Below are 25348 nucleotides of genomic sequence, written 5' to 3'. Positions count from 1 at the left end.
CCTATGTAGGTTGGTCGTGTGGGAGTTGAACCAGTGGGCGGCCATCCTCGGGCCAGCTTTTCACCATGATCTCGCGCCGCGGCACTGGAATGTCGATGCCGTTCTCCTTGAACAGCCACCATAGCCGGTTGAGGATGTCCGAGGTCACGTTGCCGACGCCGCCCTCCGGATCGCTGATCCAGGCGAGAATTTCATGCTCGACGGCATATTCGCCGAAGCTGGTTAGCCAGACATTGGGCGGCGGGCGGGTGAGGACGCGCGAGCTGTCTGCAGCGGCCCGCAGCATGAGTTCCTGCGCCAGCTTCAGGTCGGTTTCGTAACCGACGCCGACGGGGATGCGAACGCGGACGTTGCGGTCGGAGAAGGACCAGTTCTCGACCTCCTGAGTCATCAGATTCTCGTTCGGAATCAGATGCTCTTTGCCGTCGCGGGTGATGACGCTGACCGCGCGCACGCCGATCTTGTTGACCCAGCCGAAACTGTCACCGACGACGATGACGTCGCCCGGCTTGATCGAGCGGTCCATCAACAGGATGATCCCGGCGATCAGATTGCCGACGGTCTTTTGCAAACCGAAACCGACCGCGAGGCCGAGCGCGCCGGAGAAGACGGCGAGGCTGGTCAGGTCGATGCCCAGCAGATCGACGCCGAAGAAAAATGCGATGACGACGACGATGATGCTGGCGAGTTTCTGGAACAGCAGTTTCTGCGTCGCGTCGAATCCGCGCGTCTGGCCGATCGAATGCGCGATGACGCGGTTGGCGAGCCGCGCGCCGGCGTAAAGCGCGACCGCCGTCACCAGCAACGTCGCCACCGCAAGCAGCGAGATGCGTCGCCGGCCGACATCCATGCCGATCCGGTCGAGCGTATCGGTGATGACGTTGAAGCCGCCGATCGCGTGGCTGAGAATGGCGACGAAGATCATCAGCGCAGTCGCCCATGCCATCCAGCGCGGCGTGTGCAGCCCGCGCAGGAATACCATCGCGGTCATTGCCGCCGCCGATCCGAGCGCGATGCCGAGCAGCAGCGACGCGACCACGGTCCATGGCCAGACATTGACGATGATGGCGAGCAACAGTGCGGCGCTGCCATGACGCACGAGCGTGTGCATCCGGTGCGCCAGCCCTTCGACATGGTCGCCCACGCGCTTGTGCCATTGCGCCGCGAGCAGGGGGCCAAGGCGTCGTCCGGCGAACCAGCCGATGGCGAGCGCGAGCAGCGCAAAGCTCCCCGCAATTGCGCCCTCGATCAGTTCGGCGTTGCTTGGCGCGTGGACGCCATTCGCGGCGAGCCAGCGGGCGAGGCTGGCAGGGATCACCGGGAGGGTCACCGCGCCGCCCGGAAGCGGTCGAGACCGGCGGCAAGATCGGCGATCAGGTCGGCGGGGTCCTCAAGGCCGATCTGGAGCCGGACCAGCGGCCCTTCGGCTTGCCAGCCGGTCGCGGTGCGGATGCGTTCGGGATCGACCGGGATCGCCAGACTCTCGAACCCGCCCCAGCTATAGCCAATGCCGAACAACTCCAGCCCGTCGATCAATGCGGCACGCGATGCTTCGTCGCCGCCGTTGAGGACGAAGGCGAACAGGCCGGACGGCCCCTTAAAATCGCGCAGGAACAGGTCGTGGCCGGGGCAGGAGGGCAAAGCGGGGTGGAGCACGCGGGCGACTTCCGGCCGCGTCTCCAGCCAGCGGGCGATCTCAAGCGCACCCTCGCCATGATGCTTCAACCGCACCGCCATCGTGCGCAATCCGCGCGCGCCGAGCCAAGCATCGTCGGGACTGGCGGTCTGGCCAAGCTGGAAGCTAGTCGCGCGCAATTTCTCCCAATGGCCGGGGGCGGCGGTGACGCTGCCGAGCATCACGTCCGAATGGCCGACGATATATTTGGTGCAGGCGAGGATCGAGAGATCGATGCCTTTTTCGATCGCCGGGAACAGCAATGGCGTGGCCCAGGTATTGTCGAGCAACGTCGTCACCCCGCGCGCCTTCGCTGCCGCGACGATTGCGGGCACGTCCTGCACCTCGAAGGTCAGACTGCCGGGGGTCTCCATGAAGATCGCGCGGGTGTTGTCGCCGATCAGCGCGGCGATGCCGCCGCCGATCAAAGGGTCGTAATAGCGCGTGGCGACGCCGAAGCGTTTCAGGAATGTCTGCGCGAAGCTGCGGGTAGGGTCATAGACGCTGTCCGCCAGCAGCAACTCGTCGCCGGGGGAGAGCACGGACAGCAGCGCGGCGGAAACCGCGGCTACGCCCGAAGGATAGAGAAAAGTGGCCTCCGCGCCCGGCTCCAGTTCGGTCAGCGCGTCGGCCAGGCTCCATTGGGTCGGCGTGCCGCGACGGCCATAGAACAGGCGGTGATGCGTGTCCTTGCCAGCGGCGGCGCGAAGCTGGGCGACATTGTCGTAGAGGATCGTCGACGCGCGCCACACCGGCGGGCTGACGATCCCTTGCGTCCATTCCGGCCGACGGCCCGCACCAACGACCTTCGTCCCATCGCCCTTGCTCATGCTGCGCCGGTCGCCTTTGGGGTTGCAGGATCGGAACCCCATTCGGCCCAGCTGCCGTCGTATAGAGAGGCCGGGTGACCAAGCAGATGGAGCGCGAAAACGATGACGGCGGCGCTGATGCCGGAGCCGCAGGTGGCGATCACCGGGCGTTCGACCTCGACCCCCTCATCCTCGAACAATGCGCGGATGCTGGCCGGGTGTTTCCAGGTGCCGTCCGGATTGAAGAAAGCGGAATAGGGGATGTTGGCACTGCCCGGAATGTGACCGCTGGCAAGGCCGGGACGGGTTTCGGGTTCGGTCCCGTGGAAACGTTCCGGCGAGCGGGCATCGACGAGTTGTTCGGCGTGGGTGGTCAAATTGGCGCGAACCTGATCCAGCGTGCGGACATGCGATGGATCGAGCCGGACATCGACCGCACCGCGGGAAACGCGTGAATTTGCCGACTGAAGCGGGTTACCCTGCGCTTTCCAGCGTTGCAGTCCGCCGTCGAGAATAGCGACATTGTCGAATCCGAACGTGCGAAGCATCCACCATGCGCGGGTCGATGTGTGGTGGGGCGCGTTGTCATAGATGACGATGCGCAAAGTTGCGTCCGCGCCGAGACTCGACATTTCCCCGGCAAAAAGTTCGGCGGGCGGAAGCATCGTCGGCAGGGCTGTCGTCTTGTCAGAGATCGCGTCGATGTCGAAGAACTGCGCGCCGGGGATATGTGCCGCCGCATATTCCGCTCGGGCGTCGCGGGTGACCCCGGGCAGGAACCAGGTCGCGTCGAAAATCCGCAGGTCGGGTGCGCCCAATTCTGCGGCGAGCCATTCGGTCGTTACCAAAGCGTCCATCCGCTCGTCCTAGTCCCGTTTCCGCGCGAGTGGAAATGCATTAGAGGGTTGGCATGACCCCGACCCATCTTGGCCAGCACAGCGCCCTGCCCGCAACGCCCGACGAAGCGGTGCTCGATTATGTTCCCAATCCGCGCACCGGGACCGACTATCTGGTGCGCTTTGCCGTGCCGGAGTTCACCTCGCTGTGCCCGATCACCGCCGCGCCCGATTTCGCGCATCTGGTGATCGACTATGTGCCGGATGCGACCATCGTCGAATCCAAATCGCTGAAGCTGTTCCTGGGCAGTTTCCGCAACCACGGCGCGTTTCATGAAGATTGCACGGTCGGTATCGGCGCGCGGCTGTTCGCGGAAATGAAGCCCAAATGGCTGCGGATCGGCGGATACTGGTATCCGCGTGGCGGCATCCCGATCGACATATTCTGGCAGTCTGGCGAGCCGCCGGTCGGCGTCTGGATTCCGGCGCAGGACGTACCGGGATATCGCGGGCGCGGCTGAACGCCGGATTAATTCGCTTCATCGCAACCGAAGTATGTTGCAATGCAACATGGGTGCAACCATATTGTAATCAGGTCGTTTGGGAGACTCGATAGCGGTGCTAGCCGCTTGATCCATGTTGCTATTGCGAAGGAGTGAGGGATGGCGCAGCGCGCAGACCTGCCGGTAGGGAATGATCCTGCTGTGAGCCACATCGCGCTGATCGGCAATTTCCTTCCGCGTAAATGCGGCATCGCCACCTATACCACTGATACCTACAATGCGCTCAAGGCGCGTTATCCCGACATGCAGGTCGATGTCTGGGCGATGGACGACCATCCCGGCCTTTACGCCTATCCGCCCGAAGTGACGGGGGCGATCCCGCAGCACGACCGTTCCGCCTATCTGGAAACGGCGCGCGCGATTCAGGCATCCGGCGCGCAGGCGGTATGGGTTCAGCATGAATATGGCATCTATGGCGGCGCAGCCGGCGAGCATCTGATCGCGCTGCTCGATCGCATCACAATTCCCGTCATCGCCACGCTGCACACGGTGCTGGAAAAGCCGAGTGCCGACGAACGCCGCGTCATGGAGGCATTGCTGCGCCGCGCCTCGCGCGTGATCGTGATGGCTGAAAAGGGCCGCGAAATTCTGCGCCGCGTGCATGGCGTCGATGACCGTAAGGTTACCATGATCCCGCATGGCGTCCCCGACCGCGCCTTTGCCGACCCCGCCGCGTTCAAGGCGCGCTTTGGCTGGGAGCATCGGCAGGTCATCTTCACGTTTGGCCTGCTTGCCCCGAGCAAGGGGATCGAGACGATGATTGCAGCAATGCCTGCGGTGGCGGCGAAGCACCCCGATGCGCTCTATGTCGTGTTGGGTTCGACTCATCCCAATCTGGTGGCACATGAGGGCGAAGCGTATCGGGATCGGCTGCACGCGCTCGCTGTCGAACTGGGTGTCGACCGGAATATCGCGTTCCGCGACGATTTCGTCGATCAGAACGAGTTGCTGGATTACCTCCAGGCGGCGGATATCTACGCCACGCCCTATCCCAATCCGGCGCAGATCACCTCCGGCACGCTTTCCAACGCCGTCGGCGTGGGCAAGCCCGTCGTCTCCACCCCCTATGTCCATGCCACCGAAATCCTCGCAGACGATCACGGGGTCTTGGTCGGCTTTGGCGACAGCGCGGCATTTGCGACGGCGATCAATGACCTGCTCGACAGCGATGAGCGGCGCAACGCGCTGGCACGACGCGCCTATGCGCGTGGGCGGACGATGATCTGGCCACGACTGGCGGAAGCGGCGGTTGCGCAGATCGCCGCCACGATGAACGCGCGGCCGCACCGCATCCCTTTGGTCGGAACGCCTAAATTCGAGGCCCTGAAGCCCGATTTTCGCGGCGTTGAGCGGATGAGCGATGCGACCGGCATGCTTCAGCATTCGATCTATGCCGTGCCGGATCGTCGCCATGGTTATTGCATCGACGACAATGCTCGCGCGCTGATCCTGATGAGCCGGATCGATCCGCTGTCGGCGAACGAGCGCGACAAGTGGACGAGCATTTATGCCGCATTCGTGCAGTTTGCGTGGAATCCGGACACCCGCCGTTTCCGCAATTTCATGGCGTTCGACCGCAACTGGTGCGAGGATACCGGGTCCGAGGATTCCAACGGTCGTGCGCTATGGGCGCTGGGCGTCACCGCATCGGAAGGGCGCGATCAGAAATACCGCGACTGGGCGCGGGTGTTGTTCGACGAGACCGCGCCGATCGCGCACGAATTCGGCAGTCCGCGTGCGTGCGCATTCGCAATGCTGGGTGCGGCCGCCATGCTGGACGCGCATCCCGGTCATCCATTGTCGATCCGGATTCTAGAGCGCTTCGGCGACGAGTTGATGGGGTTGCTCGAGGAATCGCGGCGGCCGCAATGGGAATGGTTCGAGATCGTCCTCGCCTATGACAATGCCCGTCTGCCCGAAGCGCTTATCCGCGCCGGGGCGGCGTTGAAGCGGGCGGATTTCATGGCATGCGGGCTGAGCACGCTGGAGTGGATCGCCGGACAACAGACCGGGCCGGATGGCGGGTTTCGCGCGATCGGGACCGAGAGCTTCGGGCGGCCCTACGCCGCTCCGCTGCCTTTCGATCAGCAGCCATTGGAGGCGCAGGCGACCGTCGATGCCTGTGTCGCGGCATTCGATGCGACCGGCGAAGCGCGCTGGGCGAGCGAGGCAGTGCGGGCCTATCGCTGGTATCTGGGCCAGAATGATCTGGGACTCCCGCTGGCCAGCGTGCAGGATGGCGGCTGTTTCGACGGGTTGCATCCTGGAGGGCTGAACCGAAATCAGGGTGCGGAGTCGATTCTGGCACTGCAATTGGCGAATTGCGCGATTTCCGCCCTTTCAAAGCGGGCGGCAATCGTGGCAGGAGCAGAGCAAGCCGTCGCATAACCCGGACGGCTGCGCATCAGTGCGTAAATCTAGTGTCCGGGGGGACGATGCTCGACCTGTTTCATCACCCGTTGCGTCTTTATGCCGATGCGTCGCGCGTCGTGGTTCGCCCGTTTCATATCGCATGGCAGTCCAATGGCGGCGTGCCCAGCCGGACGGAGCGGCTGGTGCGGGCAGTGCTGGAAATGTCATCGGCAGAGGCGCGCTCGCAGCTGGAGGTCGTGCTGAAGGATTTCGAGGCGCGGCACTGGCAGACGCGCCGCGTGTTCATGACCCGCTATGACGAGATCGAAGCGCAGCTGAGGCTGGACGGGAGCGAGATCGGCGACGAGAAGCGCCAGCTGATCGGGGCCTATTTCTGTCACGAATACAGCTATGCCGCCGCCGCATTGATGAACCCCAGCGCGGTGCCACATCACGACCAGTCGGGCATGCCGAAGGGGTCGCTGCGCATCCTGATGTCGCTGCGCGCGGTGGGTGAGGGGCATATCTCTTCGGTCGCATTCCGCGAGGGCATCATCACCGACCACAACGAACTGACGCTGTCGCCCGAGCCGCCCTTTGCCACCGCCGCCGACGCGCTGGGCGACGAGCTGGAGGCACCGGAGGGCGCGGTGAAAGTCTATCGGCACCGCGATTCGACGCTGTCGGGGACGTTGCTGTTCCCGATCACCAAGGCGCAGTCCAACGGGCTGGAGGACATGCGGCTGGTCCATTTCACGCATGACGACGGCAGCAGCGAGTGGATTGGTACCTATACCGCCTATAACGGGTCGGTGATCCAGTCGGAGATGCTTCGCACGCTCGACTGGCGCGAGTTCGATCTGGTGCCGATGACTGGCAGCGCCGCGCGCAACAAGGGGATGGGGCTGTTCCCGCGCAAAGTGAACGGCAAATATATGATGATCGGTCGACAGGACGGGGAGAATATCTTCCTGATCGAGTCCGATACGATGACGCATTGGGATGAGGGGGTGAAACTCATCACGCCGAAATTCCCGTGGGAGCTGGTGCAGATGGGCAATTGCGGCCCGCCCATCGAGCTGGACGAAGGCTGGTTGATGCTGACCCACGGCGTCGGCGCAATGCGCAAATATTCGATCGGCGCGGTGCTGCTCGATAAGGACGATCCGTCAAAGGTGATCGGCCGCACCAGCGAGCCGATCCTGGCGGCGGCGAGCGAGGACCGCGAGGGCTATGTCCCCAATGTCGTCTATTCGTGCGGCGCGCTGCGGCATGGCGACCGGGTGTTTATCCCGTTCGGCGTGGCGGACAGCTCGGTGGCGTTTGCGTTTGTTTCGATCAAGTCTCTGTTGTCGGTGATGTAGTGGGCGACCGCTTCTCCAGCCCGTCACCCCGGGCTTGACCCGGGGTCCCGCCACGTTCCCGGCCAAGAAGAAGCGGGATCCCGGGTCAAGCCCGGGATGACGAGAAGATGGTCGTTAGCTGAACGTGGTACAGGCACGCATCGACGATCGTGGTGCCACTACCCCTTGAACAACCCGCCCAGAATCCCCCGCACAATGCCGCCAACCATGCTGGCACCGACACCGGATTTCTTGCCGAAAATCGCCTTCGACACTTCGCCCGCGACCGCTCGACCGGCGGCTGACGATGCCGACTGGGTGGCACCCTTAATCGCGCGGTTCCACGGGTTGTTTGCGGCTTCGCGTTCAGCCTGACGCTGCGCCTGAGCCTCGAGGCGGGTGGCGCGGTCGGCGTCGCGCTGGGCGGCGAGGCGTTGGCGTTCGGCTTCCTTGGCGAGGCGGGCGTCCTCCTTGGCCTGAAGTGCGGCGGCTTTCTCCGACTCCGTCGCGGCCTTGGCTTCGGCGGCGGCGGCGGCCGCTTCATTCGCCTTTGCCGACAGCAATTCCTCGGCGGATTCGCGGTCGATCAACGTGTCGTACTTTGTGCCGACCAGATCGGTGCCGATCAGCACCTTGCGCTCTTCCGGGCTCACCGGGCCGACGCGCGAGCAGGGCGGCTTGACGAGGGTGCGCTGAACCGGGGAGGGCGCGCCGTCGGCCATCAGGATCGACACCAAAGCCTCACCCACCTTCAGCTCTGTAATCACGGTTTCGACGTTGAGATCAGGATTGGCACGAAAGGTTTCGGCAGCCGACTTGATCGCCTTTTGCTCGCGCGGCGTGAAGGCGCGCAGCGCGTGCTGGACGCGGTTGCCGAGTTGTCCTGCGATATCCTCGGGAATGTCGATCGGGTTTTGCGTCACGAAATAAACGCCGACGCCTTTGGATCGAATCAGACGGACGACCTGTTCGACCTTGTCGAGCAACGCCTTGGGCGCTTCCTCGAACAGCAGATGCGCTTCGTCGAAGAAGAAGACGAGTTTCGGTTTGTCGGGGTCGCCGATTTCGGGAAGCGTCTCGAACAATTCCGACAACAGCCACAGCAGAAAGGTGGCGTAGAGGCCGGGCGAGGCCATCAATTTATCGGCGGCGAGTATATTGACGATACCGGCGCCATTCTCGTCAGTCTTTATGAAGTCGTGGATATCGAGTGCGGGTTCGCCGAAGAAATTGGCGGCACCCTGGCTGCGCAACTGCAGCAGTTGCCGCTGGATCGCACCGACCGAGGTTTTGGCGACATTGCCATATTTGGCCGTGAGTTCATCGGCACGCTCGCTGCAATAGACGAGCATCGACTGAAGATCGTCGAGATCAAGGAGGAGGAGGCCTTCGTCGTCGGCGACCTGAAAGGCGATGGCGAGCACGCCCTCCTGCACATCGTTCAGGCCGAGCAGGCGACCGAGCAGCAGCGGCCCCATTTCGGAGACGGTGGTGCGGACAGGGTGCCCCTGCTCGCCGAACAGGTCCCAGAACTGCACCGGCGCGGCGGCGTATTTCCAGTCGGTGTCGCCGATCTCGGCGGCGCGTTTGGCGAACGGTTCGTGCGTCTTGGCGGTGGGGGAACCGGGCATGCCAAGACCGGACAGATCACCTTTCACGTCAGCTGCGAACACCGGAACCCCGGCGCGGCTGAAGCTCTCCGCGAGCCCTTGAAGCGTCACCGTCTTGCCGGTGCCCGTGGCGCCCGCGATCAGACCGTGGCGATTGGCGCGTTTGAGGACCAGCGCTTGCCGCTCACCGCCGCCGAGACCAATGAACAGCTCCGTTTCGCCCGTCATGCAACGCTCCTGTGATTCAGGAGCACAGACTAGGGCGAAACGAAGCTCAGGTCAGCGTAAATCAGCGCGCGAGATCGACGGCGACAAAGCCGCCCACGCCACCCCGGCGCACGATGTAGAGCAATACCTGATCCGACCCTGCACTCTTGGCGCGCGTGACGGCGGCATTGAACTCGGCCGGCGTCGTCACCGGGGTGCGATTGACCGAGGAGATGACGAAGCCGCGTGCGATTGCCTTTTGCGCGGCGTCGCTCGACGGATCGACGCCGACGACGACAACGCCCTTGGTCGTGGGATCAACGCCGATCGTGGTGGCAATCTGCGGAGTCAGCGTGGTGACGCTGATTCCCAGCGATGCCGTGCCCTGCGCGCCTTGATCCGGGCCCGGTGCATTCTCGTCGGCATCGGGATCGAACCCGGCCAGCTGTTCTTCCGACGGACGGGTGCCGACCGTAAGCTGGACGGTGACGGTCTTGCCGTCGCGGATCAGTTCCATCGGCACCTTGGTACCGGGGCGCAGATTCGCGGCGAGATAGGACAATGTGGTGTCGGGGGTCACGTCTTTGCCGTCGACCTTGGTAATGACATCGCCCTGTTTGATCCCGGCCTTCGCCGCAGCCTCCCCCGGTTCGACACGCGAAATCAGTTCGCCGCGGCCCTTTGGCACGCCGAACGATTTGGCGAGATCCTCGGTCAGCGGCTGGATGCCGACGCCGAGATAGCCGCGCTGAACGCTACCGCCCTTCATCAGTGTTTCGATGATCGGCTTGGCCTCGACTGCGGGAAAGGCGAGGCCGATGCCGACATTGCCGCCGGTCGGCGACAGAATCTGGGAATTGATGCCGATGACATTGCCGTTCAGATCGAACAATGGTCCGCCCGAGTTGCCGCTGTTGATCGAGGCATCGGTCTGGATAAAGCGATCGAGCGGGCCGCCCTGACCGGTCACGCGGTTGAGCGCGGAGATGATCCCCGCCGTCACCGACCCGCCAAGGCCATAGGGATTGCCGATCGCAACCACCCAGTCGCCCACGCGCGACGTATTCGAATCGCCGAATTTGACGAAGGGCAGGTTTGCGCCCTCGATCTTGAGCACGGCAAGATCGGATGCGACATCCCGGCCGATCAGCTTGGCGGTAAATTCGCGCCGATCGGACAGGCTCACCTTGATCGTCTCGACCACCGCGCCACGCTGGCCGGCGGAGATTACGTGATTGTTGGTGACGATGTAGCCGTCCGCAGAGATGACGAAGCCCGAGCCAAGCGAGGTCGCCTGACGCGTGACCGGGCGTGCGCCGCCCTGACCCTGTTGCTGGCCGAACAGCTCGCCGAGCGGCGTGCCCGCGAACGGGTTGTTCTGCACCTGCACGCGCTGGGTGGTCGAGATGTTGACCACCGCTGGCTGGAGCTTTGCGACCATGTCGGCGAAGCTCATCGGCGCGCCGGCGCGGGGGGCGGCGACCTGAATGGCGCCGGGTTCGTTCTGCGCGGTCTGCGCGCCGGCGGGAGTCTGAAGGACCAGCGCCGCGCTTGCGCCGCCGACCAGGAGTGCGGAGGTGATCGCGTAAGCGTAGCGCACGGGTGACGTTCCTTTGATTGGCAAAATATCGCTCATCTGTGTGTTACTCGCCTAGGATAGCTGAACGGCGATTGAATATGAACGAACCGAAAGACATTCGGGTCCGGTTGTTTCCTGACGTCTGAAGGATCAACGGCTCTTGCCCCTGAACTCGCGCAGATAGTCGTTCTCGGGCGACAGGATGATCGAGGTTTCACCCTTCGGGGTCTGTCCATCGCCGATGAAGGTCTGACGATAGGACCGCATCGCGCGCCAGAAGTCGTAGAATTGTGGGTCCTTGCCGAAGCTGACTGCGTAGATCTGCGCAGCGCGGGCATCGGCTTCGGCGCGGATGATCTGCGCGTCGCGCTGACCTTGTGCGCGGATCGTGGTCGCTTCCTGCTCGCGTGCCGTGCGCATCCGCGCGAGTGCGGAATCGAGCGGGCTGCCGTCGGGCAGGTCGGCATGCTTGATCCGAACATCGACGATCTGGACACCATATTGGCTGGCAGTGCGCTGAAGCCCCTGCTGGATCGCCTCCATCACGCCCTCGCGTTCGGGGCTGAGCAGGGCCGCGAACGGGCGCTTGCCGAGTTCGGCGCGAAGGGCCGATCCGAACAACGGGCGCAGCTGATCGGCGACGCGGGTTTCGGTACCGGCAGTTACCACCATCTTGAGCGGATCGACGACGCGGAAACGGGCAAAGGCATCGACTTCCAGCCGCAACTGATCGGTCGAGAGGACCGGCTGGTTCTCCAGATCGATGTCAAGCACACGCTTGTCCACGAACACGATGCGCTGAATGAACGGCACCTTGGCAATGATGCCCGCGCCGGTGGTGACGCCGAACTGCTCGCCGCGCTGCCACTGATTGATCGTCTTTACCGGCTGTTCGAGCTGAAGGATCACCGCCTGCTTTGTCTCCGGCACGATCGCCAGCGTGTTGAGCAGCAGGAACAGGATAACGAGCGCGAGGCCGCCGAAAATGACGGGACGCTGGATCACGGCGTTCATCGACCGGCTCCCTGTTGAACCTGGGGTGCAGGCGTCGTCTCCGTCGGAGCGGGACGCGCGCGTGCCTCCGGCAACGGCAAATACGGCGTGGTGCCGGGGACTTCGACGATCGTCTTGTTCGAGCGGCCCAGAACGGCCTCCATGGTTTCGTAATAGAGACGACGACGCGTCACTTCGGGCGCAAGGCGATATTGCTCGTAGATCTTGTCGAACTCGGCGGTTTCACCCTGCGCAATGGCGATGACCTGTTGCGCATAGGCCTGTGCCTGATTGCGTGCGCCCTGTGCAGCCTGTTGCGACGCGGTGACCTGTTTGAACGCTTCGTCGACCGCCCCGGGGGCGGTGGCGCCGCGAATGGCGACGCCCTGAATGCGGATGCCGGAGTTATATTCGTCGAGGATCGCCTGCGTCGCCTGTTGCACCCGCGCTTCGATGATCGTGCGGCCGGGGCCGATCGCCTGATTGAGCGTCACGCCAGCGACGGCGGCGCGCATCGCGCTTTCCGCCGTGGCGCGCACGGTCTGTTCCGGGTTCGCAATCTGGAACGCGAAATCCTGGGGATTGGCGATGTCCCAGCGTACCGAATAAGCGAGGTCGACGATATTTTGATCCTGCGTAATCATCAGGTTCTCACCCGCTGCCGCAGGGAAATCCTCAGTCCGGATCGCCTGAACGTCGATTTTCTTGACGCTCTGGAGCGGTGCTGGGAGCGTCATGCCGATGCCCGGATCGAGCGTGCGCGAATATTTGCCGAAAAGCGCAACCACGCCGCGCTGTTCGGGGGCGATCACGTGAAAGCTGGTGAACGCGATCCACAGCAGGACGATCAGGCCGATGCCGAGAAACCAGACGCCCCGGCCAGGCATGCCGCCAGGAAAGCCACCGCGTCCGCCCCCGCCGCCGCCGCCGCCGCGCGCGCGCTTGATGAATTCGTCGAGGCTGGTGACGCTGCTCTTGCCGCCGCGCTTGCCCTCTGGCGGAAATGACCAGGGATTGCGCGGGCCGCCATCGCCACCCTTGCCTCCGTCATTGCCGTTGCCGCCGCTTCCGCCGCCGCCCCACGGTCCTTGAGGACCCTTGTTCTCATTCCACAGCACGCCAGCGCGTGCGATCCAACCAGTCAGTCTCGCCATAGGTTCTTTATAGGGATGGATCGGAGGAATTACAGTGGCAGTGCGCTTGTTTGATATTTGAACCGCACCGGCCCGCTCCCCCACCCGGCCGCCACAGCGTATCATCGAATGGGTGGCCGGGTGGGGAGCGGGCCGGTGCAGCTTTTGTTTCAGATATAACCACCCTATCTGCGCCATCATGACTGACCGCACCACGATCGAAGCCGTTCTTGCCCCCATCGCCGCCGGACGCGCCACGGTGCGGGTGGATGGTGCGCGAGCGAGCATCATCCTGGACGTCACCGGCTTGCCGGAGGGTGCGCAGGACGCGCTGGAGGCGGATATCCGCGCGGCGGCGTTGCCGGAGATCGACGAAGTGCGAATCGCGCGGACCAGCCAGCGGGTGAACCGCAAGCTGATCGCGGTGGCGAGCGGCAAGGGCGGGGTGGGCAAGTCGACGGTTTCCGCCAACCTGGCGATCGCGCTGGCGCGGGCAGGGCGCAAGGTCGGGCTGGTCGATGCCGATATCTATGGCCCGTCGCAGCCCACGTTGATGGGCGTGGCGGGGCAGAAGCCGACGGCGCATGACAAGAAGCTGGTGCCGTTGAGCACCCCGCATGGCGTGCCGCTGCTGTCGATGGGCGGGCTGGTCGCCGACGGACAGGCGGTGGCGTGGCGCGGGCCGATGGTGGCGGGCGCGCTGACTCAGCTGGTCGATGCGCATTGGGGCGCGGCTGAGCTGCTGGTGCTCGATTTGCCGCCCGGCACTGGCGACGTGCAGCTGACGATGATCCAGAAGCATCGCCCGACCGGCGCGGTGATCGTCTCGACGCCACAGGATCTGGCGCTGATCGATGCGACCCGAGCGATCGACCTGTTCGCCAAGGCGGGGATTCCGGTGATCGGACTGGTGGAGAATATGGCGGGCTATATCTGCCCGCATTGCGGCGAGGGGTCGGACCCGTTCGGAAATGGCGGGGCGGAGGCGGCGGCGGCGGCGCTGGGTATTCCCTTCCTGGGGCGCATCCCGCTCGACATTGCGATCCGCACCGCGTCGGACGCGGGCACGCCGCCCGCCGCCGGGAACGGGGCGGAGGGCGCGGCGTTTGCCTCCATAGCCGACCGGGTTGACGCCTGGATCACTGCCAACGGAGAGTGACATGCCGCTGACCCACGACGAAGACATCAAGGCGCTGCTGGAAGGCGCGCGGACGATTGCGATGGTGGGGGCGAGCGATCGTCCCGACCGGCCGAGCAACCGGGTGATGGAAATGCTTCAGGGGCATGGCTATCGGGTGATCCCGGTCAATCCGCAGATTACCGGCGAGCATATTCATGGCGAGTTCGTGTTCCGCGAGTTGAGCCAGATTGGCGACCCAATCGACATCGTGGATATTTTCCGCCGTCCGCTGGCGGCTGGCGAGGCAGTGGACGAGGCGATTGCGGTGGGTGCCAAGGCGGTTTGGATGCAGCTGGGTGTCATCAACGAGGAAGCGGCGGCGCGGGCCGAGGCAGCGGGGTTGCAGGTGGTGATGGACCGCTGTCCGGCGATCGATATTCCCCGGCTAGGCGTCGCCAAGATCGTGCAGGGCGGCCAATAGCCGGTTCACGTCGCGCTCGTCATGATAAAGGCCGAAGCCGATGCGCAGCACGTCGCCGCGCACATCGGTGACGATATCCTGCTGGTCAAGCGCGGTTTTCCACATCGCAGCGTTGGGTGAGCGGAAGGCGAGGAAGCGGGCGCGTGGGTCGGTGCCGGGGTTGAGCAAGGTCGCGTCGGCGAGTGGCGTGGTGGCGAGGCCGGCGAGCAGTTGTTCGCGCAGCGGGGCGATGTGTGCGGTGATCGCGGCGGTGGTCAGACCGTTCTCCGCCAGCACGTCGCGGACGGCGACGAAGCGGTAGAGGCCGCTGGGGTCGAAGGTCGAACCCATGAAACGCATCGCGTCGGTGGCATAGCCGATGCGGCCCGGCGGGGCTTCCAACCCCTCGAACTCGGCATACCAGCCGGTAATTTCGGGGCGTGGGCCGTAGCCGGGCGGGCAGTGGAGAAACGCGACGCCCTCGCCCGACATCGCGTATTTGTAGCCGCCAGCGGTGTAGAAGATGTTCGCGGCGACGGCGGACAGGTCGGCCTCCATCGCCATGAAGCCGTGATAGCCGTCGACCACCACCCATGGTCCATCGGGGCGGGCGAGCGCGGCGAGTTCCGGGAGCGCGGCAAAGATCGCGCCGGTGCCGAACATCACCTGGCTGACGAAAATGAGGTCGTGGTTGCCGGTGCGGGCGGCGGCGAGGAAGCGGGCGTCGAAACCGTCGCCCACCGGGATTGCGTCGATGACGACGCGGCCCGATTCGACCCAGCGTTCGGACTGGCGGCGAAAGCTATGGAATTCGCCGTCGCTGGTGAGGATACGGACGGGTTGTTCGCTGCGGGCGGAGACGATGCGCAGAATCAGGTCGTGGGTGTTGCCCGCGAAGACGATCGTCGAGGGATCGGGCAAGTTGAGTTCCGCTGCTACATGGCGCTGCGCCGCAGGCCAGAATTCGTCCATCACCCGGCCCCATTTGTGATCGGCCAAGCGCGCGGCATCCTGCCACGCGGCCTGATGGCCCAGCCATGATGCGTCGGGCCATAGATGATGGCTGTGCGCGGCGAAGTGGAGGCGGTCGGGTGCGGCGGCGAGCGAGCGCTGGAAAAGGTGTTTATAGCTCACAGTAATGTTCTCAGTGTCCACAGTTCCGGGAAGGCGCGCTTGGACACAGTGGACTCCAGATACGGCACCCCAGCGGTCCCGCCCGTGCCGGTTTTCATGCCGATGACGCGGCTGACGGTCAGAACGTGCTTGTGCCGCCACGTCGCAAGGGCGTCGTCCACGTCGACCAGTTTCTCGGCGAGTTGATAGAGTTCCCAGTAAGCAGTGGTGTCGCGATAGACTTGCGCCCACGCCGCCTCGACCTCCGGGGAGGAGCGATAAGGTTTGGACCAGTCGCGATTCAGAGCGCTGTCCGGTACGGCGAACCCGGCGCGGGCGAGCGCGGCGTTCGCTTCGTCCCACAGGCTCGGGGCTTGGGCATATTCGGTGGTGAGCGGGCCGGGTACGCCACCGCCGCGTAAGCCCAGCAGGGTTTCGACCGCGCGAAACTGGTCCGACTGGAATCCGCTGCTGGAGCCGAGCACGCCGCGGAACAGGCTGTAATCGCTGGGCGTCATCGTGGTCAGCACGTCCCATGACAGCGTCATCACCGCCTGAATGCGGCTGACGCGGGCGAGGCTCTTGTACGCCTCGACCAGCCGGTCGTGTCGGACGAGGTCGATCGCCACGCGCAGTTCGGCGATGGCCTGTTTCAGCCACAGCTCCTTGGTCTGGTGGATGACGATGAACAGCAGTTCGTCATGCTCGTCCGAAATCGGATGCTGGGCGGTGAGCAGCGCGTCGAGCGCGAGATAGCGCCCATAGGTCATCGGTTCCGTCATGCGACGGCTCCCGATCGAATACGAGTTGAGTTAACGAAGTTGACGCTCTCGACGTGCGCGCGCCGGACGTCAATTTGGGGCGAGAGTTGGAATGGTTGCATGGGTTACGGATAACCCATGCCGGGCCAAGTAGGAAAATGGTTTCTAGTCCCGCAGCAGCTCGTTGATGCCGGTCTTGCTGCGCGTCTGAGCGTCCACCGTCTTGACGATCACCGCGCAATAGAGGCCGGGCTTGCCGTTTTCGGCGGGAAGCGTGCCGGGGACCACGACGGCATAGGGCGGGACGACGCCGCGATGGACTTCGCCGGTAGCGCGATCGACGATCTTGGTGCTGGCACCCAGATAGACGCCCATCGACAGCACCGCGCCTTCGCCGACGCGGACGCCCTCGGCCACTTCGCTGCGCGCGCCGATAAAGGCGTTGTCGCCGATGATAACGGGATCGGCCTGAAGCGGTTCCAGCACGCCGCCGACGCCGACGCCGCCCGACAGATGCACGTTCTTGCCGATCTGGGCGCAGCTGCCGACGGTGGTCCAGGTGTCGACCATCGTCCCTTCATCGACGAACGCGCCGATGTTGACGAAGCTGGGCATCAGAACCGCGCCCTTTGCGATGTGCGCGCCATGGCGGACGATGCTGCCGGGAACTTGGCGGAAACCCGCGGTGCGGAAGCGGGCGTCGTCCCAGCCGGCGGTCTTGAGCGGAACCTTGTCGAAGCCGCCGCCTTCCACGACGGCGTTGTCGTTGAGGCGGAAGGAGAGGAGGACGGCTTTCTTGAGCCACTGGTTGACCTGCCAGCCGTCGCCGGTTGGTTCGGCGACGCGCGCCTGACCGCTGTCGAGCAGGTTGAGCGCTTCCTGCACGGCTTCGCGCACCGCGCCGGTGGTGGCGATCGAGATATTCGCGCGGTCGTCCCACGCGGCGTCGATAATGGTGGCGAGGTCGGTCATGATTGCTCCTGAATGCTGGTCAGCCAGTGGCAGATGTCAGTGGTGATGAAATCGATAAAACTGCGGTCTTCGTCCGGTGCCTGTTCGGAGCCTGCGTCGATCCACACCGTGGTCATCCCGATTGCCTTGGCGGGGGCGAGGTTGCGGGCAAGGTCCTCGACGAACAGGGCGGTGGTTGGGTCGATGCGGTACGCCTCGCACAGACTGCGATAGGCGTGTTCGTGTGGTTTCGGGTGATAATTGCTGGCGTGAACGTCGTGAATCGCTTCGAACTGGTCGAGCAGGCCCAGGCGATCCAGCACCTTTTCAGCATAGGGCGCGTCGGCGTTGGTGAAGACGATCTTGCGCCCCGGCAGCTTGGCAATGGCGGCGGCGAGCGGGGCGTCGTGCTCGAGCACGTCCATTTCGATGTCATGGACGTCGGCGAGATAGTGATAGGGATCGACGCCATGGTCGGCCATCAGCCCGGCCAGGGTGGTGCCGTGGCTGAAATAATAGCCTTTTTGCACGGCATTTGCTGCCACCGGATCGAGCTTCAATAAGCGCGCGACATAGGCACCGATCCGTTCGTTCATTTGCGCGAACAGGTTGTTCCGCTCCGGATAAAGCGTGTTGTCGAGATCGAACAACCAGGCGTCGATATGGGCGAGATCGGGGCGCATCGTGCCGGGCGTTTAGGGGGGATGGCGGCGGGAGGGAAGCGAAGGAATAGGTTCGCGTGTGCCAAGCCTTGCTTGCGTAGCAAAACGCAACCTGCCTTCCCATCTGTCCTTCATGACAGCCTATTCCCTGCTCGACCTCGTCCCCATCGTGGAGGGCGGCAACGCCAGCCAGTCTTTCGTCAATGCCGCCGATCTGGCGCGGCATGCGGAGGCGGAGGGGTTCAGCCGCTACTGGGTCGCGGAGCATCACGGTATGCCGGGGATCGCCAGCGCCGCGACTGCGGTGGTGATTGCGCATGTCGGGGCGGCGACCTCGACCATCCGCGTCGGCGCGGGCGGGATCATGCTGCCGAACCATGCGCCGCTGGTGATCGCCGAGCAGTTCGGGACGCTGGACGCGCTGTATCCGGGGCGGATCGACTTGGGGCTGGGACGCGCGCCCGGCAGCGACCAGAAGGTTGCGAGGGCGATGCGGCGGACGCTGGAGACCAGTTCGGATGCGTTTCCGCAGGATGTGATGGAGCTGCAAAGCTATTTCTCGGATGACGGGCAGACCGGGATTTCGGCGGTGCCGGGAGCCGGGGCGAAACCGGATTTATGGATCTTGGGATCGAGCACATTCGGGGCGCAGCTCGCGGCGGCTTTGGGGCTGCCCTATGCGTTCGCGTCGCATTTCGCGCCGGGATCGCTTGACGAGGCGCTGGAGATTTACCGGCGGCAGTTCCGGCCCTCAGCGGTGCTCGACAAGCCGCATGCGATGGCGGGGTTCAATGTGTTCGCCGCCGATACCGACGAGGAGGCGGAAGTGCTGGCGACGTCGATGCAGCAGACCTTCGTCGCGCTGCGCACCACCGGCACGGGCATTCGCATGCCGCCGCCGCTGCCGGGCTATCTTGAAACGATTCCGCCACAGGCACGGGCGATGCTGGACCATGTGCTGAACTGCACCGCGATCGGCGGGCCTGAGAAGATACGCGAGGGGCTGGCGAAGTTCATCACGCGGACGGGGGTGGACGAGGTTATGCTGGTCAGTTCGATCTATGACCATGACGCCAGAAAGCGCAGCCTTTCGATCGCTGCGGACGCAATGCGCCGCATCACCGCCTGAAAGCTGCCTTGATCCGCTAGCACACCTGTCTCCGCAGCAGGGGACCGCAGCAAGGAGACGGCGATGCCACCGCCAAACCCTGCCGTGCGCTGTCATGAGGGCGTCCATCGCCCCCGTCGCCGCGACCGGCTGAAGCCGAATGAAGTCCAGGGAATTTGCCGCGATTGCGGGTGTGAACTGGTGTTGAGTCCAGTCACCCGGAGGTGGCGGTTCGTGGGCGTTATGGGGTAGCTAATACCGTCACCCCAGCGAAAGCTGGGGTCTCAAACCGCACGCGACACGATCGCTGCACAAGACCCCAGCTTTCGCTGGGGTGACGGTTTTGCGTTAGCCCGCCGCTGGCAGCCTTAGTCTGACCAGCAGGCCACCAAGGTCGTCGCTCTCCTCCAGACTGACCGTGCCGTCGTAAATCTCCGCCACGTCGCGGACGATGGCGAGGCCGAGGCCGGTACCGGGCTTGCCGCTGTCCAGGCGGACGCCGCGGTCGAAGATGCGGATGCGGTCGGCTTCCGGGATGCCGACGCCGTCATCCTCGACCAGGATCTCGACAAAGCCCGAATCGACGCCGACAGTGATGAACACGCTCCCGCCGCCATATTTTGCGGCATTTTCGACCAGATTGCCCATGATCTCGTCCAGATCCTGTCGCTCGATATGCGCGTTCAGGTCCTTAGGGCCATCGGTATCGATGCGGACATGGGGGTACAGGCGAGCGACGGCGCGCTCGACCGAATCGACACTGGGCCAAACCGGCGCGCGGCTGTGCGCGGAGCCGCGGCGGCCGACCGCGCGGGCGCGGGCGAGGTGGTGGTCGACCTGACGCCGCATCGTGCGGGCTTCGCGCACCACCGTCGTCGGCAAGTCGTCGGACCCGGCGGCGGCGGCGTTCATGATGACGGTGAGCGGCGTTTTCAGCGCATGCGCGAGGTTGCCGGCGTGGCGGCGTGCTTCCTCGGCCTGTTTGTCGTTATGCGCGACAAGCGCGTTGAGTTCCTCGACCATCGGCGCGACTTCGGCGGGCATCGCGCCCTCGATCGCGGCGGTCTCTCCCGTGCGCAGGCGGTGGATCGCAGCGCGCAATTTGCGCAACGGGAGCAGGCCGTACCAGGTCTGCAGTGCGGCCATGGCGATCAGACCGGCGGCGAGCAGCAGGAAGCTGCGCACGAGCGTGCGGCGCAGCGCGTCGATCTGGGCGTCGAGCACGTCGCGCATTTCGGCGACCTGAAAGCGCCAGCGGATGGGCGAGCCGGGCAGGCGGACGTCGCGTTCGACGATGCGGATTTTCTGATCGAACTGGACGCTGTCGTACGTGTGGAGCTCCTGATCCTGATGTGTCCGGTCGGTCGTCAAGCGGCGGTCCCATAGCGAGCGCGACGCGAACATGTCGAAGCCCTGACCGCTGACCTGCCAGTAGAGACCCGAATAGGGTTCGAGAAAACGCTGATCGCCGAGCGCGCGGTTGAACACCACTTCGCCCTCTGGCCCGATTTCGGCGGAGACGATCATCGAGGTGAGGAGATATTCGAGCTGATCGTCGAAATTGCGCGTGATCGCACCGGTCAGCACACGATCGAGCGCGAGTCCGCCGCCGGTAAGCAGCAAAGCGATCCACAGCCCGGCGATCAGGATCATCCGGCGGCTGAGCGACCCGGTCGAGCGGGTGTACGTGCGGGGGGCGGGGTCGCCGGGCACGAGGGTCAGTTCGGGCGCCGCCGCTTGCGCCGCGCGGTGAACGAACGGAAAGCGGCGGGTAAATTTCTTGATAAAGTCCGCTGTCGCGGACGCGGCACCGGCCCGCTCCCCCACCCGGCCACCCATCGAGGATACCGTGTGGGTGGCCGGGTGGGGGAGCGGGCCGGTGCCGCCCTGATTCAGCGAAGCTGAATCCGAATCGCGCTGATCAGGCACCGGCCTCCGCCGGTTCTTCGAGGCTGTAGCCCAGGCCGCGAATCGTGGTGATGACGTCCGCACCCAGTTTCTTGCGGATGCGCGTTACGAACACCTCGATCGTGTTCGAATCGCGATCGAAGTCCTGATCGTAGATATGTTCGATCAGCTCCGTGCGGCTGACGACCTTGCCCTTGTGATGGAGCAGATAGGACAGGAGCTTGTACTCCTGCGCGGTCAGCTTGACCGGGTCGCCGGCCTTGGTGACCTTGCCGCTGCGCGTGTCGAGGCGGATGTCGCCCGCGATCAGTTCGGCGCTGGCGTTACCCGACGCGCGGCGGATGAGCGCACGCAGGCGAGCGATGAGTTCTTCGGACTGGAATGGCTTGGCGACATAATCGTCCGCACCGGCGTCGAGCCCGGCGACCTTGTCCGACCAGCTGTCGCGCGCGGTGAGCACCAGCACGGGGGTGGTCTTGCCGTCCTTGCGCCAGCGGTCGAGCACGGTCAGGCCATCGATTTCAGGCAGGCCGAGATCAAGGACGATCGCGTCATAGGCCTCGGTCTGGCCGAGATAGAGACCCTCTTCGCCGTCGCCGGCGGTATCGACGGCATAGCCCGCACCCTCAAGCGTCGCCTGAAGCTGGCTGCGAAGATTGGGTTCGTCCTCGACGATCAGAACGCGCATTGGCTTTCCCTTTATGCTCTCAATTCGACCGCTTCAGCCGCCGGACGTGCTTATCACCTGACCCGAACGGCCATCGACATCGACCCAGATGACGTTTCCATTGCGCAGGAACTTCAGCGTGTAAATCCCGGTGCCCGAATCGAAGTCGAAACCGATATATTGCGCGCCCTTTTTGGCCATCAGCGGCACCACGCGCGCCTCGATGACGCGCAGCGGCAGCAGGCGGCCCTGCATCCGGCCCTGACGCGCAGCTTCCTGATCGCTGCTACGCCGGTCCTGCGGTGCGGCATGCACCGGGACGGCGGCAACGGCCAGAAACGCGCCGAGACAAAAAACGCCAAACATGTTCATGGGGATTGGCATAGCGATGAAGCGTTGAACAGCCCGTGAATGCAGGTGAAAGCAGTTGGACAGGCTTACGCGGCTTGCCCCAACCCGCTCATCGCCCTACCTGCCCGCCGCATGGCTGCTCCCGTACTCGCTTATGAAAATCTCGGTCTGGTCCAGGGATCGGGCTGGTTGTTCCGTGGTCTCGACATTCATATCGGGCAGCGCGACCGGCTGGCGCTGATCGGGCGCAATGGTGCTGGCAAGACGACGTTGCTCAAATTGCTGGCTGGCCAAGTCGATGCGGATGAGGGGCGACGGACGATCCAGCCGGGCACGCGCGTCGTTATGCTGGAGCAGGAACCGCGCATGACCGGGTGCGTGACGCTGATGGATTATGTCCTGTCCGGCGACGATGCGCCGGTGCTGCACGAGGCGGAGGCGATTGCCGACCAGTTGGGCATCGACCTGAACCGGGAGGCGGCGACGGCCAGCGGCGGCGAGCGGCGGCGGGCGGGAATCGTGCGAGCGCTGTGTCAGGATCCCGACGTGCTGTTGCTGGACGAGCCGACTAATCATCTGGATATCCACGCGATCGAATGGTTGGAGGAATGGCTGACGCGTTATCGCGGCGCATTCGTCGTCATCAGCCATGACCGCACGTTCCTGACGCGGCTGACCAGGCAGACGCTATGGCTGGATCGCGGGTCGATGCGGCGGGCCGAGATCGGCTTTGGCGGGTTCGACGCGTGGACCGAGCAGGTCTATGCCGATGAGCAAAGGACGGCGGAGAAGCTGGACGCGCGGTTGAAGCTGGAAGAGCATTGGCTGCAACGCGGCGTGACCGGGCGGCGCAAGCGCAACCAGGGGCGGCTGACCAAACTGTACGAGATGCGCGCCGAGCGCGCGGCGATGACGGGGCCGGCGGGTGCGGCGAACCTGACCACGGCGGCGGGCGATTCGAAGACCAAGGTGGTGATCGACGTCAAAGGTGCGTCGAAGGCGTACGGCGACCGCACGATCATTCGCGACCTGACCCTGCGCATCACGCGCGGCGACCGGATCGGTATCGTCGGCAAGAATGGCGCGGGCAAATCCACGCTGTTGAAGCTGATGACCGGCGAGATCGCGCCGGACAGCGGCAGCGTGCGGCTGGCCAAGACGCTCGATCCGGTCGTGATCGACCAGCAGCGCAGCCGGATGCAACCGGAAAAGACCGTGCGCGAAGTGGTGGCGGATGGTGGTGAGTGGATCGACGTGCTGGGCGTGCGCAAGCATATCCATGGTTACCTCAAGGACTTTCTGTTCGACCCGAACATGGTCGAGGCGAAGGTGGGCACGCTGTCCGGTGGCGAGCGCTCGCGGCTGTTGCTGGCACGCGAATTTGCGCGGCCGTCGAACCTGATGATCCTGGACGAGCCGACCAACGACCTCGACCTGGAGACGCTCGACCTGTTGCAGGAAGTGATCGCGGATTATGACGGCACGGTGCTGATCGTCAGCCACGACCGCGATTTCCTGGACCGCACGGTGACGATGACGATCGGGCTGGATGGCTCCGGCACGGTCGACATGGTGGTCGGCGGCTATGCCGACTGGGAAGCCAAGCGGAAGGTCGTCGCGCAGACAAAAAAGGCGGCGCTGAAGACCGCGCCGGTGGCGGTCTCGCCTAAGGCGAAGGTCAAGCTGACTTACAAGGACCAGCGCGACTACGACCTGTTGCCGAAGCGGATCGAGGAGCTGGACGCCGGGATTGCGCGGGACGAGGCGGCACTGGCGGATGCGGATTTGTTCGCGAAGAACCCGGCGAAGTTCGACACGTTGATGGCTGGCATCGCCAAGGCGCGTGAGGAGAAGGATGCGGCTGAGTTGCGCTGGCTTGAGTTGGCGGAGATCGTCGAGGGGTTGGGGTGAGCTTGGCCACTATGGCTGGTTTCGAGTCAGTCGTTCAAATTCTTCATCGCTATGGGCAACGATTCCAACTTTCGCGCTCAAGTGGATGGGCAGCGCGCTAACCAGGCCGGGCATCTGCTCGTGGGGAAGCGGTGCAAAGATCAAATAGGAAAATCCTTCCCCGTCCGCCTCGATGCGGACGGGAGGAAATCCTCGCTCGGTGCAATATGAAACCGCCGCTTCAACATTTTCGGGCGTTACGCTGAAGCGGGTGGGGATTGGCTTTGCCATCACCGAATGATGTCGTCGCAGATGAGATAGGGCAAGGTTGCTATTCAGCCTAACGCGGCACCACCACGTCGATCGCCCGTTCTGCTACGCGCACCGTCACCGGCGTCCGCGCCAACACTTCGCCGTCAATCGAGATGCGATGGTGGGGGCGGGTGTCGAGGCCTAGTTTGGCACCGCGAAACTCGCTGACGGTCTGGTCGCGCGAGCGCAAGCGGAAGAAGCGGGCGTACCAGTCCCAGCCTAGCCGCCAGCGGTTGCGTCCGGTGACGACCTGAATCATCATCTCGCCGCTATCGACATCGGCGTCGTCGCTCATCACCACGCCACCGTGGAATTTGCCGTTGAGGATGCGGACTTCGCTGGCCCACATGCGGTGCGTTTTCTCGCCATCGTCGATGAAAACGCGGAACGGGCGAAACCGCGTGAAGCACCAGACCGCCCAGATCAGGTAACCGGCGCGGCCCAGATATTTCTTGAGATTGTGGGGCACGCTCTCGCCGATCATCGGTGACAGGCCCATCGCGGCACCATTGGCGAAATAGTCGTTGTCGATCATGCCCAGATCGACGCGGCGGCGCTTGCCAGTGGCAATGGTGGCGATCGCGCCGTCCAAGTCGAGCGGGATGCCGAGCGTGCGCGCGAAGCTGTTGGCGGTCCCGAGCGGGAGCACGGCGAACACCACATCCTTGCCGACGACATCGTCGACCACGCCGGAGAGTGAGCCATCGCCGCCGCCGACGATGACCATCGGCGCGCCGGAGCGGATCGCGTCGCGGACGGTGTCGTCGAGCAGATCGGGGTCGCGCACGGGGTGTGCTGCGATCAGGCGGATGCCGGCCGCCTCGATCTTCGTGCGCGCCTGCTCGAACAGCGCCGCCCCGCGCCGGGATTTGGCGTTGACGATCAGCACGGCTTCGCGCGGGACGGGAAGGTTTGTCATCGCGCGGTAACGGCGGACGGGCGTGG

Annotated in this window: 23 protein-coding genes; 7 read left to right on the top strand and 16 right to left on the bottom strand. The window is 64.4% G+C overall.

Annotated features, from left to right (window positions below; translation table 11 throughout):
• Position 1 precedes the first annotated feature (1 nt).
• Genes U1702_RS10225 through sseA form a run of 3 tightly spaced genes read right to left on the bottom strand, consistent with a single transcriptional unit; the run spans position 2 to position 3341 of the window.
• Complete coding sequence (locus tag U1702_RS10225; protein WP_332724050.1) at positions 2-1330, bottom strand: mechanosensitive ion channel family protein; 1329 nt, start codon at positions 1328-1330, stop codon at positions 2-4.
• The gene (gene metC, locus U1702_RS10220; RefSeq protein WP_332724047.1) at positions 1327-2505 is read right to left on the bottom strand and encodes a cystathionine beta-lyase; all 1179 of its coding nucleotides are present in this window, start codon (positions 2503-2505) and stop codon (positions 1327-1329) included. Before metC ends, U1702_RS10225 begins: the two co-directional genes overlap by 4 nt.
• A complete protein-coding gene (sseA, locus tag U1702_RS10215) occupies positions 2502-3341 on the bottom strand; it encodes a 3-mercaptopyruvate sulfurtransferase (protein WP_332724045.1) in 840 nt (279 codons plus the stop codon). Before sseA ends, metC begins: the two co-directional genes overlap by 4 nt.
• 53 nt (positions 3342-3394) lie before the next feature.
• On the opposite strand from sseA, the gene queF reads away from it, so the two are divergent.
• The 3 genes from queF (at position 3395) to U1702_RS10200 (ending at position 7599) form a co-directional block, all read left to right on the top strand.
• A complete protein-coding gene (gene queF / locus U1702_RS10210) occupies positions 3395-3841 on the top strand; it encodes a preQ(1) synthase (RefSeq protein WP_332724043.1) in 447 nt (148 codons plus the stop codon).
• A 141-nt stretch (positions 3842-3982) separates the two neighbouring features.
• Positions 3983-6271 (top strand): glycosyltransferase family 4 protein, encoded by a 2289-nt coding sequence (locus tag U1702_RS10205; protein ID WP_332724041.1) that lies wholly within the window; start codon positions 3983-3985, stop codon positions 6269-6271.
• A 47-nt stretch (positions 6272-6318) separates the two neighbouring features.
• Positions 6319-7599 carry a glycoside hydrolase family 130 protein gene (locus U1702_RS10200; RefSeq protein ID WP_332724039.1) on the top strand — a complete coding sequence of 427 codons (1281 nt, stop codon included), beginning with the start codon at positions 6319-6321 and terminating at the stop codon, positions 7597-7599.
• A gap of 158 nt (positions 7600-7757) precedes the next feature.
• On the opposite strand, the gene U1702_RS10195 is transcribed toward U1702_RS10200, so the two are convergent.
• The 4 genes from U1702_RS10195 to hflK all read right to left on the bottom strand — a co-directional run bounded on the left by U1702_RS10195 (position 7758) and on the right by hflK (position 13121).
• A complete protein-coding gene (locus tag U1702_RS10195) occupies positions 7758-9416 on the bottom strand; it encodes a helicase HerA-like domain-containing protein (protein ID WP_332724037.1) in 1659 nt (552 codons plus the stop codon).
• 61 nt (positions 9417-9477) lie between these two features.
• Entirely contained in the window at positions 9478-10995 is a 1518-nt protein-coding gene (locus U1702_RS10190) for a Do family serine endopeptidase (RefSeq protein ID WP_332724035.1), read from the bottom strand.
• 129 nt (positions 10996-11124) lie between these two features.
• Positions 11125-11988: a protease modulator HflC gene (gene hflC / locus U1702_RS10185; protein WP_332724034.1), complete on the bottom strand. Its 864-nt coding sequence runs from the start codon at positions 11986-11988 to the stop codon at positions 11125-11127.
• Positions 11985-13121, bottom strand: coding sequence for a protease modulator HflK (hflK, locus tag U1702_RS10180; RefSeq protein ID WP_332724032.1), 1137 nt, complete (start codon positions 13119-13121; stop codon positions 11985-11987). Before hflK ends, hflC begins: the two co-directional genes overlap by 4 nt.
• A gap of 178 nt (positions 13122-13299) precedes the next feature.
• Between hflK and U1702_RS10175 the strand changes: the two genes are divergently transcribed.
• Together U1702_RS10175 and U1702_RS10170 are read left to right on the top strand one after the other, a co-directional pair.
• Positions 13300-14259, top strand: a complete 960-nt coding sequence (locus tag U1702_RS10175) for an Mrp/NBP35 family ATP-binding protein (RefSeq protein WP_332724029.1) — start codon at positions 13300-13302, stop codon at positions 14257-14259.
• A 1-nt stretch (position 14260) separates the two neighbouring features.
• Positions 14261-14701, top strand: a complete 441-nt coding sequence (locus U1702_RS10170; RefSeq protein ID WP_332724027.1) for a CoA-binding protein — start codon at positions 14261-14263, stop codon at positions 14699-14701.
• Here U1702_RS10170 and U1702_RS10165 read toward each other — a convergent pair.
• The 4 genes from U1702_RS10165 to U1702_RS10150 all read right to left on the bottom strand — a co-directional run bounded on the left by U1702_RS10165 (position 14666) and on the right by U1702_RS10150 (position 18188).
• A complete protein-coding gene (locus U1702_RS10165) occupies positions 14666-15814 on the bottom strand; it encodes an aminotransferase class V-fold PLP-dependent enzyme (RefSeq protein WP_332724025.1) in 1149 nt (382 codons plus the stop codon). The genes U1702_RS10170 and U1702_RS10165 overlap by 36 nt on opposite strands.
• On the bottom strand, positions 15811-16575 hold the full coding sequence (locus U1702_RS10160) for a tryptophan 2,3-dioxygenase (protein ID WP_332724023.1): 765 nt from the start codon (positions 16573-16575) through the stop codon (positions 15811-15813). Before U1702_RS10160 ends, U1702_RS10165 begins: the two co-directional genes overlap by 4 nt.
• Before the next feature lie 144 nt (positions 16576-16719).
• A complete protein-coding gene (dapD, locus tag U1702_RS10155) occupies positions 16720-17526 on the bottom strand; it encodes a 2,3,4,5-tetrahydropyridine-2,6-dicarboxylate N-succinyltransferase (RefSeq protein ID WP_332724021.1) in 807 nt (268 codons plus the stop codon).
• Positions 17523-18188, bottom strand: coding sequence for a pyrimidine 5'-nucleotidase (locus tag U1702_RS10150; RefSeq protein WP_332724019.1), 666 nt, complete (start codon positions 18186-18188; stop codon positions 17523-17525). The genes dapD and U1702_RS10150 overlap by 4 nt, the downstream gene beginning before the upstream one ends.
• 112 nt (positions 18189-18300) lie before the next feature.
• On the opposite strand from U1702_RS10150, the gene U1702_RS10145 reads away from it, so the two are divergent.
• Positions 18301-19296, top strand: coding sequence for an LLM class flavin-dependent oxidoreductase (locus U1702_RS10145; RefSeq protein WP_332724017.1), 996 nt, complete (start codon positions 18301-18303; stop codon positions 19294-19296).
• Positions 19297-19623: 327 nt separating this feature from the next.
• Here the strand turns inward: U1702_RS10145 and U1702_RS10140 are convergent, their stop codons facing one another.
• The 3 genes from U1702_RS10140 to U1702_RS10130 all read right to left on the bottom strand — a co-directional run bounded on the left by U1702_RS10140 (position 19624) and on the right by U1702_RS10130 (position 22216).
• Positions 19624-21114, bottom strand: a complete 1491-nt coding sequence (locus tag U1702_RS10140) for a sensor histidine kinase (protein WP_443026834.1) — start codon at positions 21112-21114, stop codon at positions 19624-19626.
• Positions 21115-21196: 82 nt separating this feature from the next.
• Positions 21197-21871, bottom strand: coding sequence for a response regulator transcription factor (locus U1702_RS10135; RefSeq protein ID WP_332724013.1), 675 nt, complete (start codon positions 21869-21871; stop codon positions 21197-21199).
• 33 nt (positions 21872-21904) lie between these two features.
• Complete coding sequence (locus tag U1702_RS10130; protein ID WP_332724011.1) at positions 21905-22216, bottom strand: hypothetical protein; 312 nt, start codon at positions 22214-22216, stop codon at positions 21905-21907.
• Between the two features lie 117 nt (positions 22217-22333).
• Between U1702_RS10130 and U1702_RS10125 the strand changes: the two genes are divergently transcribed.
• A complete protein-coding gene (locus U1702_RS10125) occupies positions 22334-24112 on the top strand; it encodes an ABC-F family ATP-binding cassette domain-containing protein (RefSeq protein ID WP_332724009.1) in 1779 nt (592 codons plus the stop codon).
• Positions 24113-24121: 9 nt separating this feature from the next.
• Here U1702_RS10125 and U1702_RS10120 read toward each other — a convergent pair whose 3' ends face one another.
• Together U1702_RS10120 and U1702_RS10115 are read right to left on the bottom strand one after the other, a co-directional pair.
• The gene (locus U1702_RS10120; protein ID WP_332724007.1) at positions 24122-24382 is read right to left on the bottom strand and encodes a hypothetical protein; all 261 of its coding nucleotides are present in this window, start codon (positions 24380-24382) and stop codon (positions 24122-24124) included.
• Positions 24383-24431: 49 nt separating this feature from the next.
• Positions 24432-25322 carry a diacylglycerol/lipid kinase family protein gene (locus U1702_RS10115; RefSeq protein ID WP_332724005.1) on the bottom strand — a complete coding sequence of 297 codons (891 nt, stop codon included), beginning with the start codon at positions 25320-25322 and terminating at the stop codon, positions 24432-24434.
• Positions 25323-25348 lie beyond the last annotated feature (26 nt).

It is taken from the genome of Sphingomonas sp. LT1P40 (genome assembly GCF_036663835.1).
Taxonomy (GTDB): Bacteria; Pseudomonadota; Alphaproteobacteria; order Sphingomonadales; family Sphingomonadaceae; genus Sphingomonas.
This window is presented reverse-complemented; position numbering and strand designations above follow the sequence as displayed.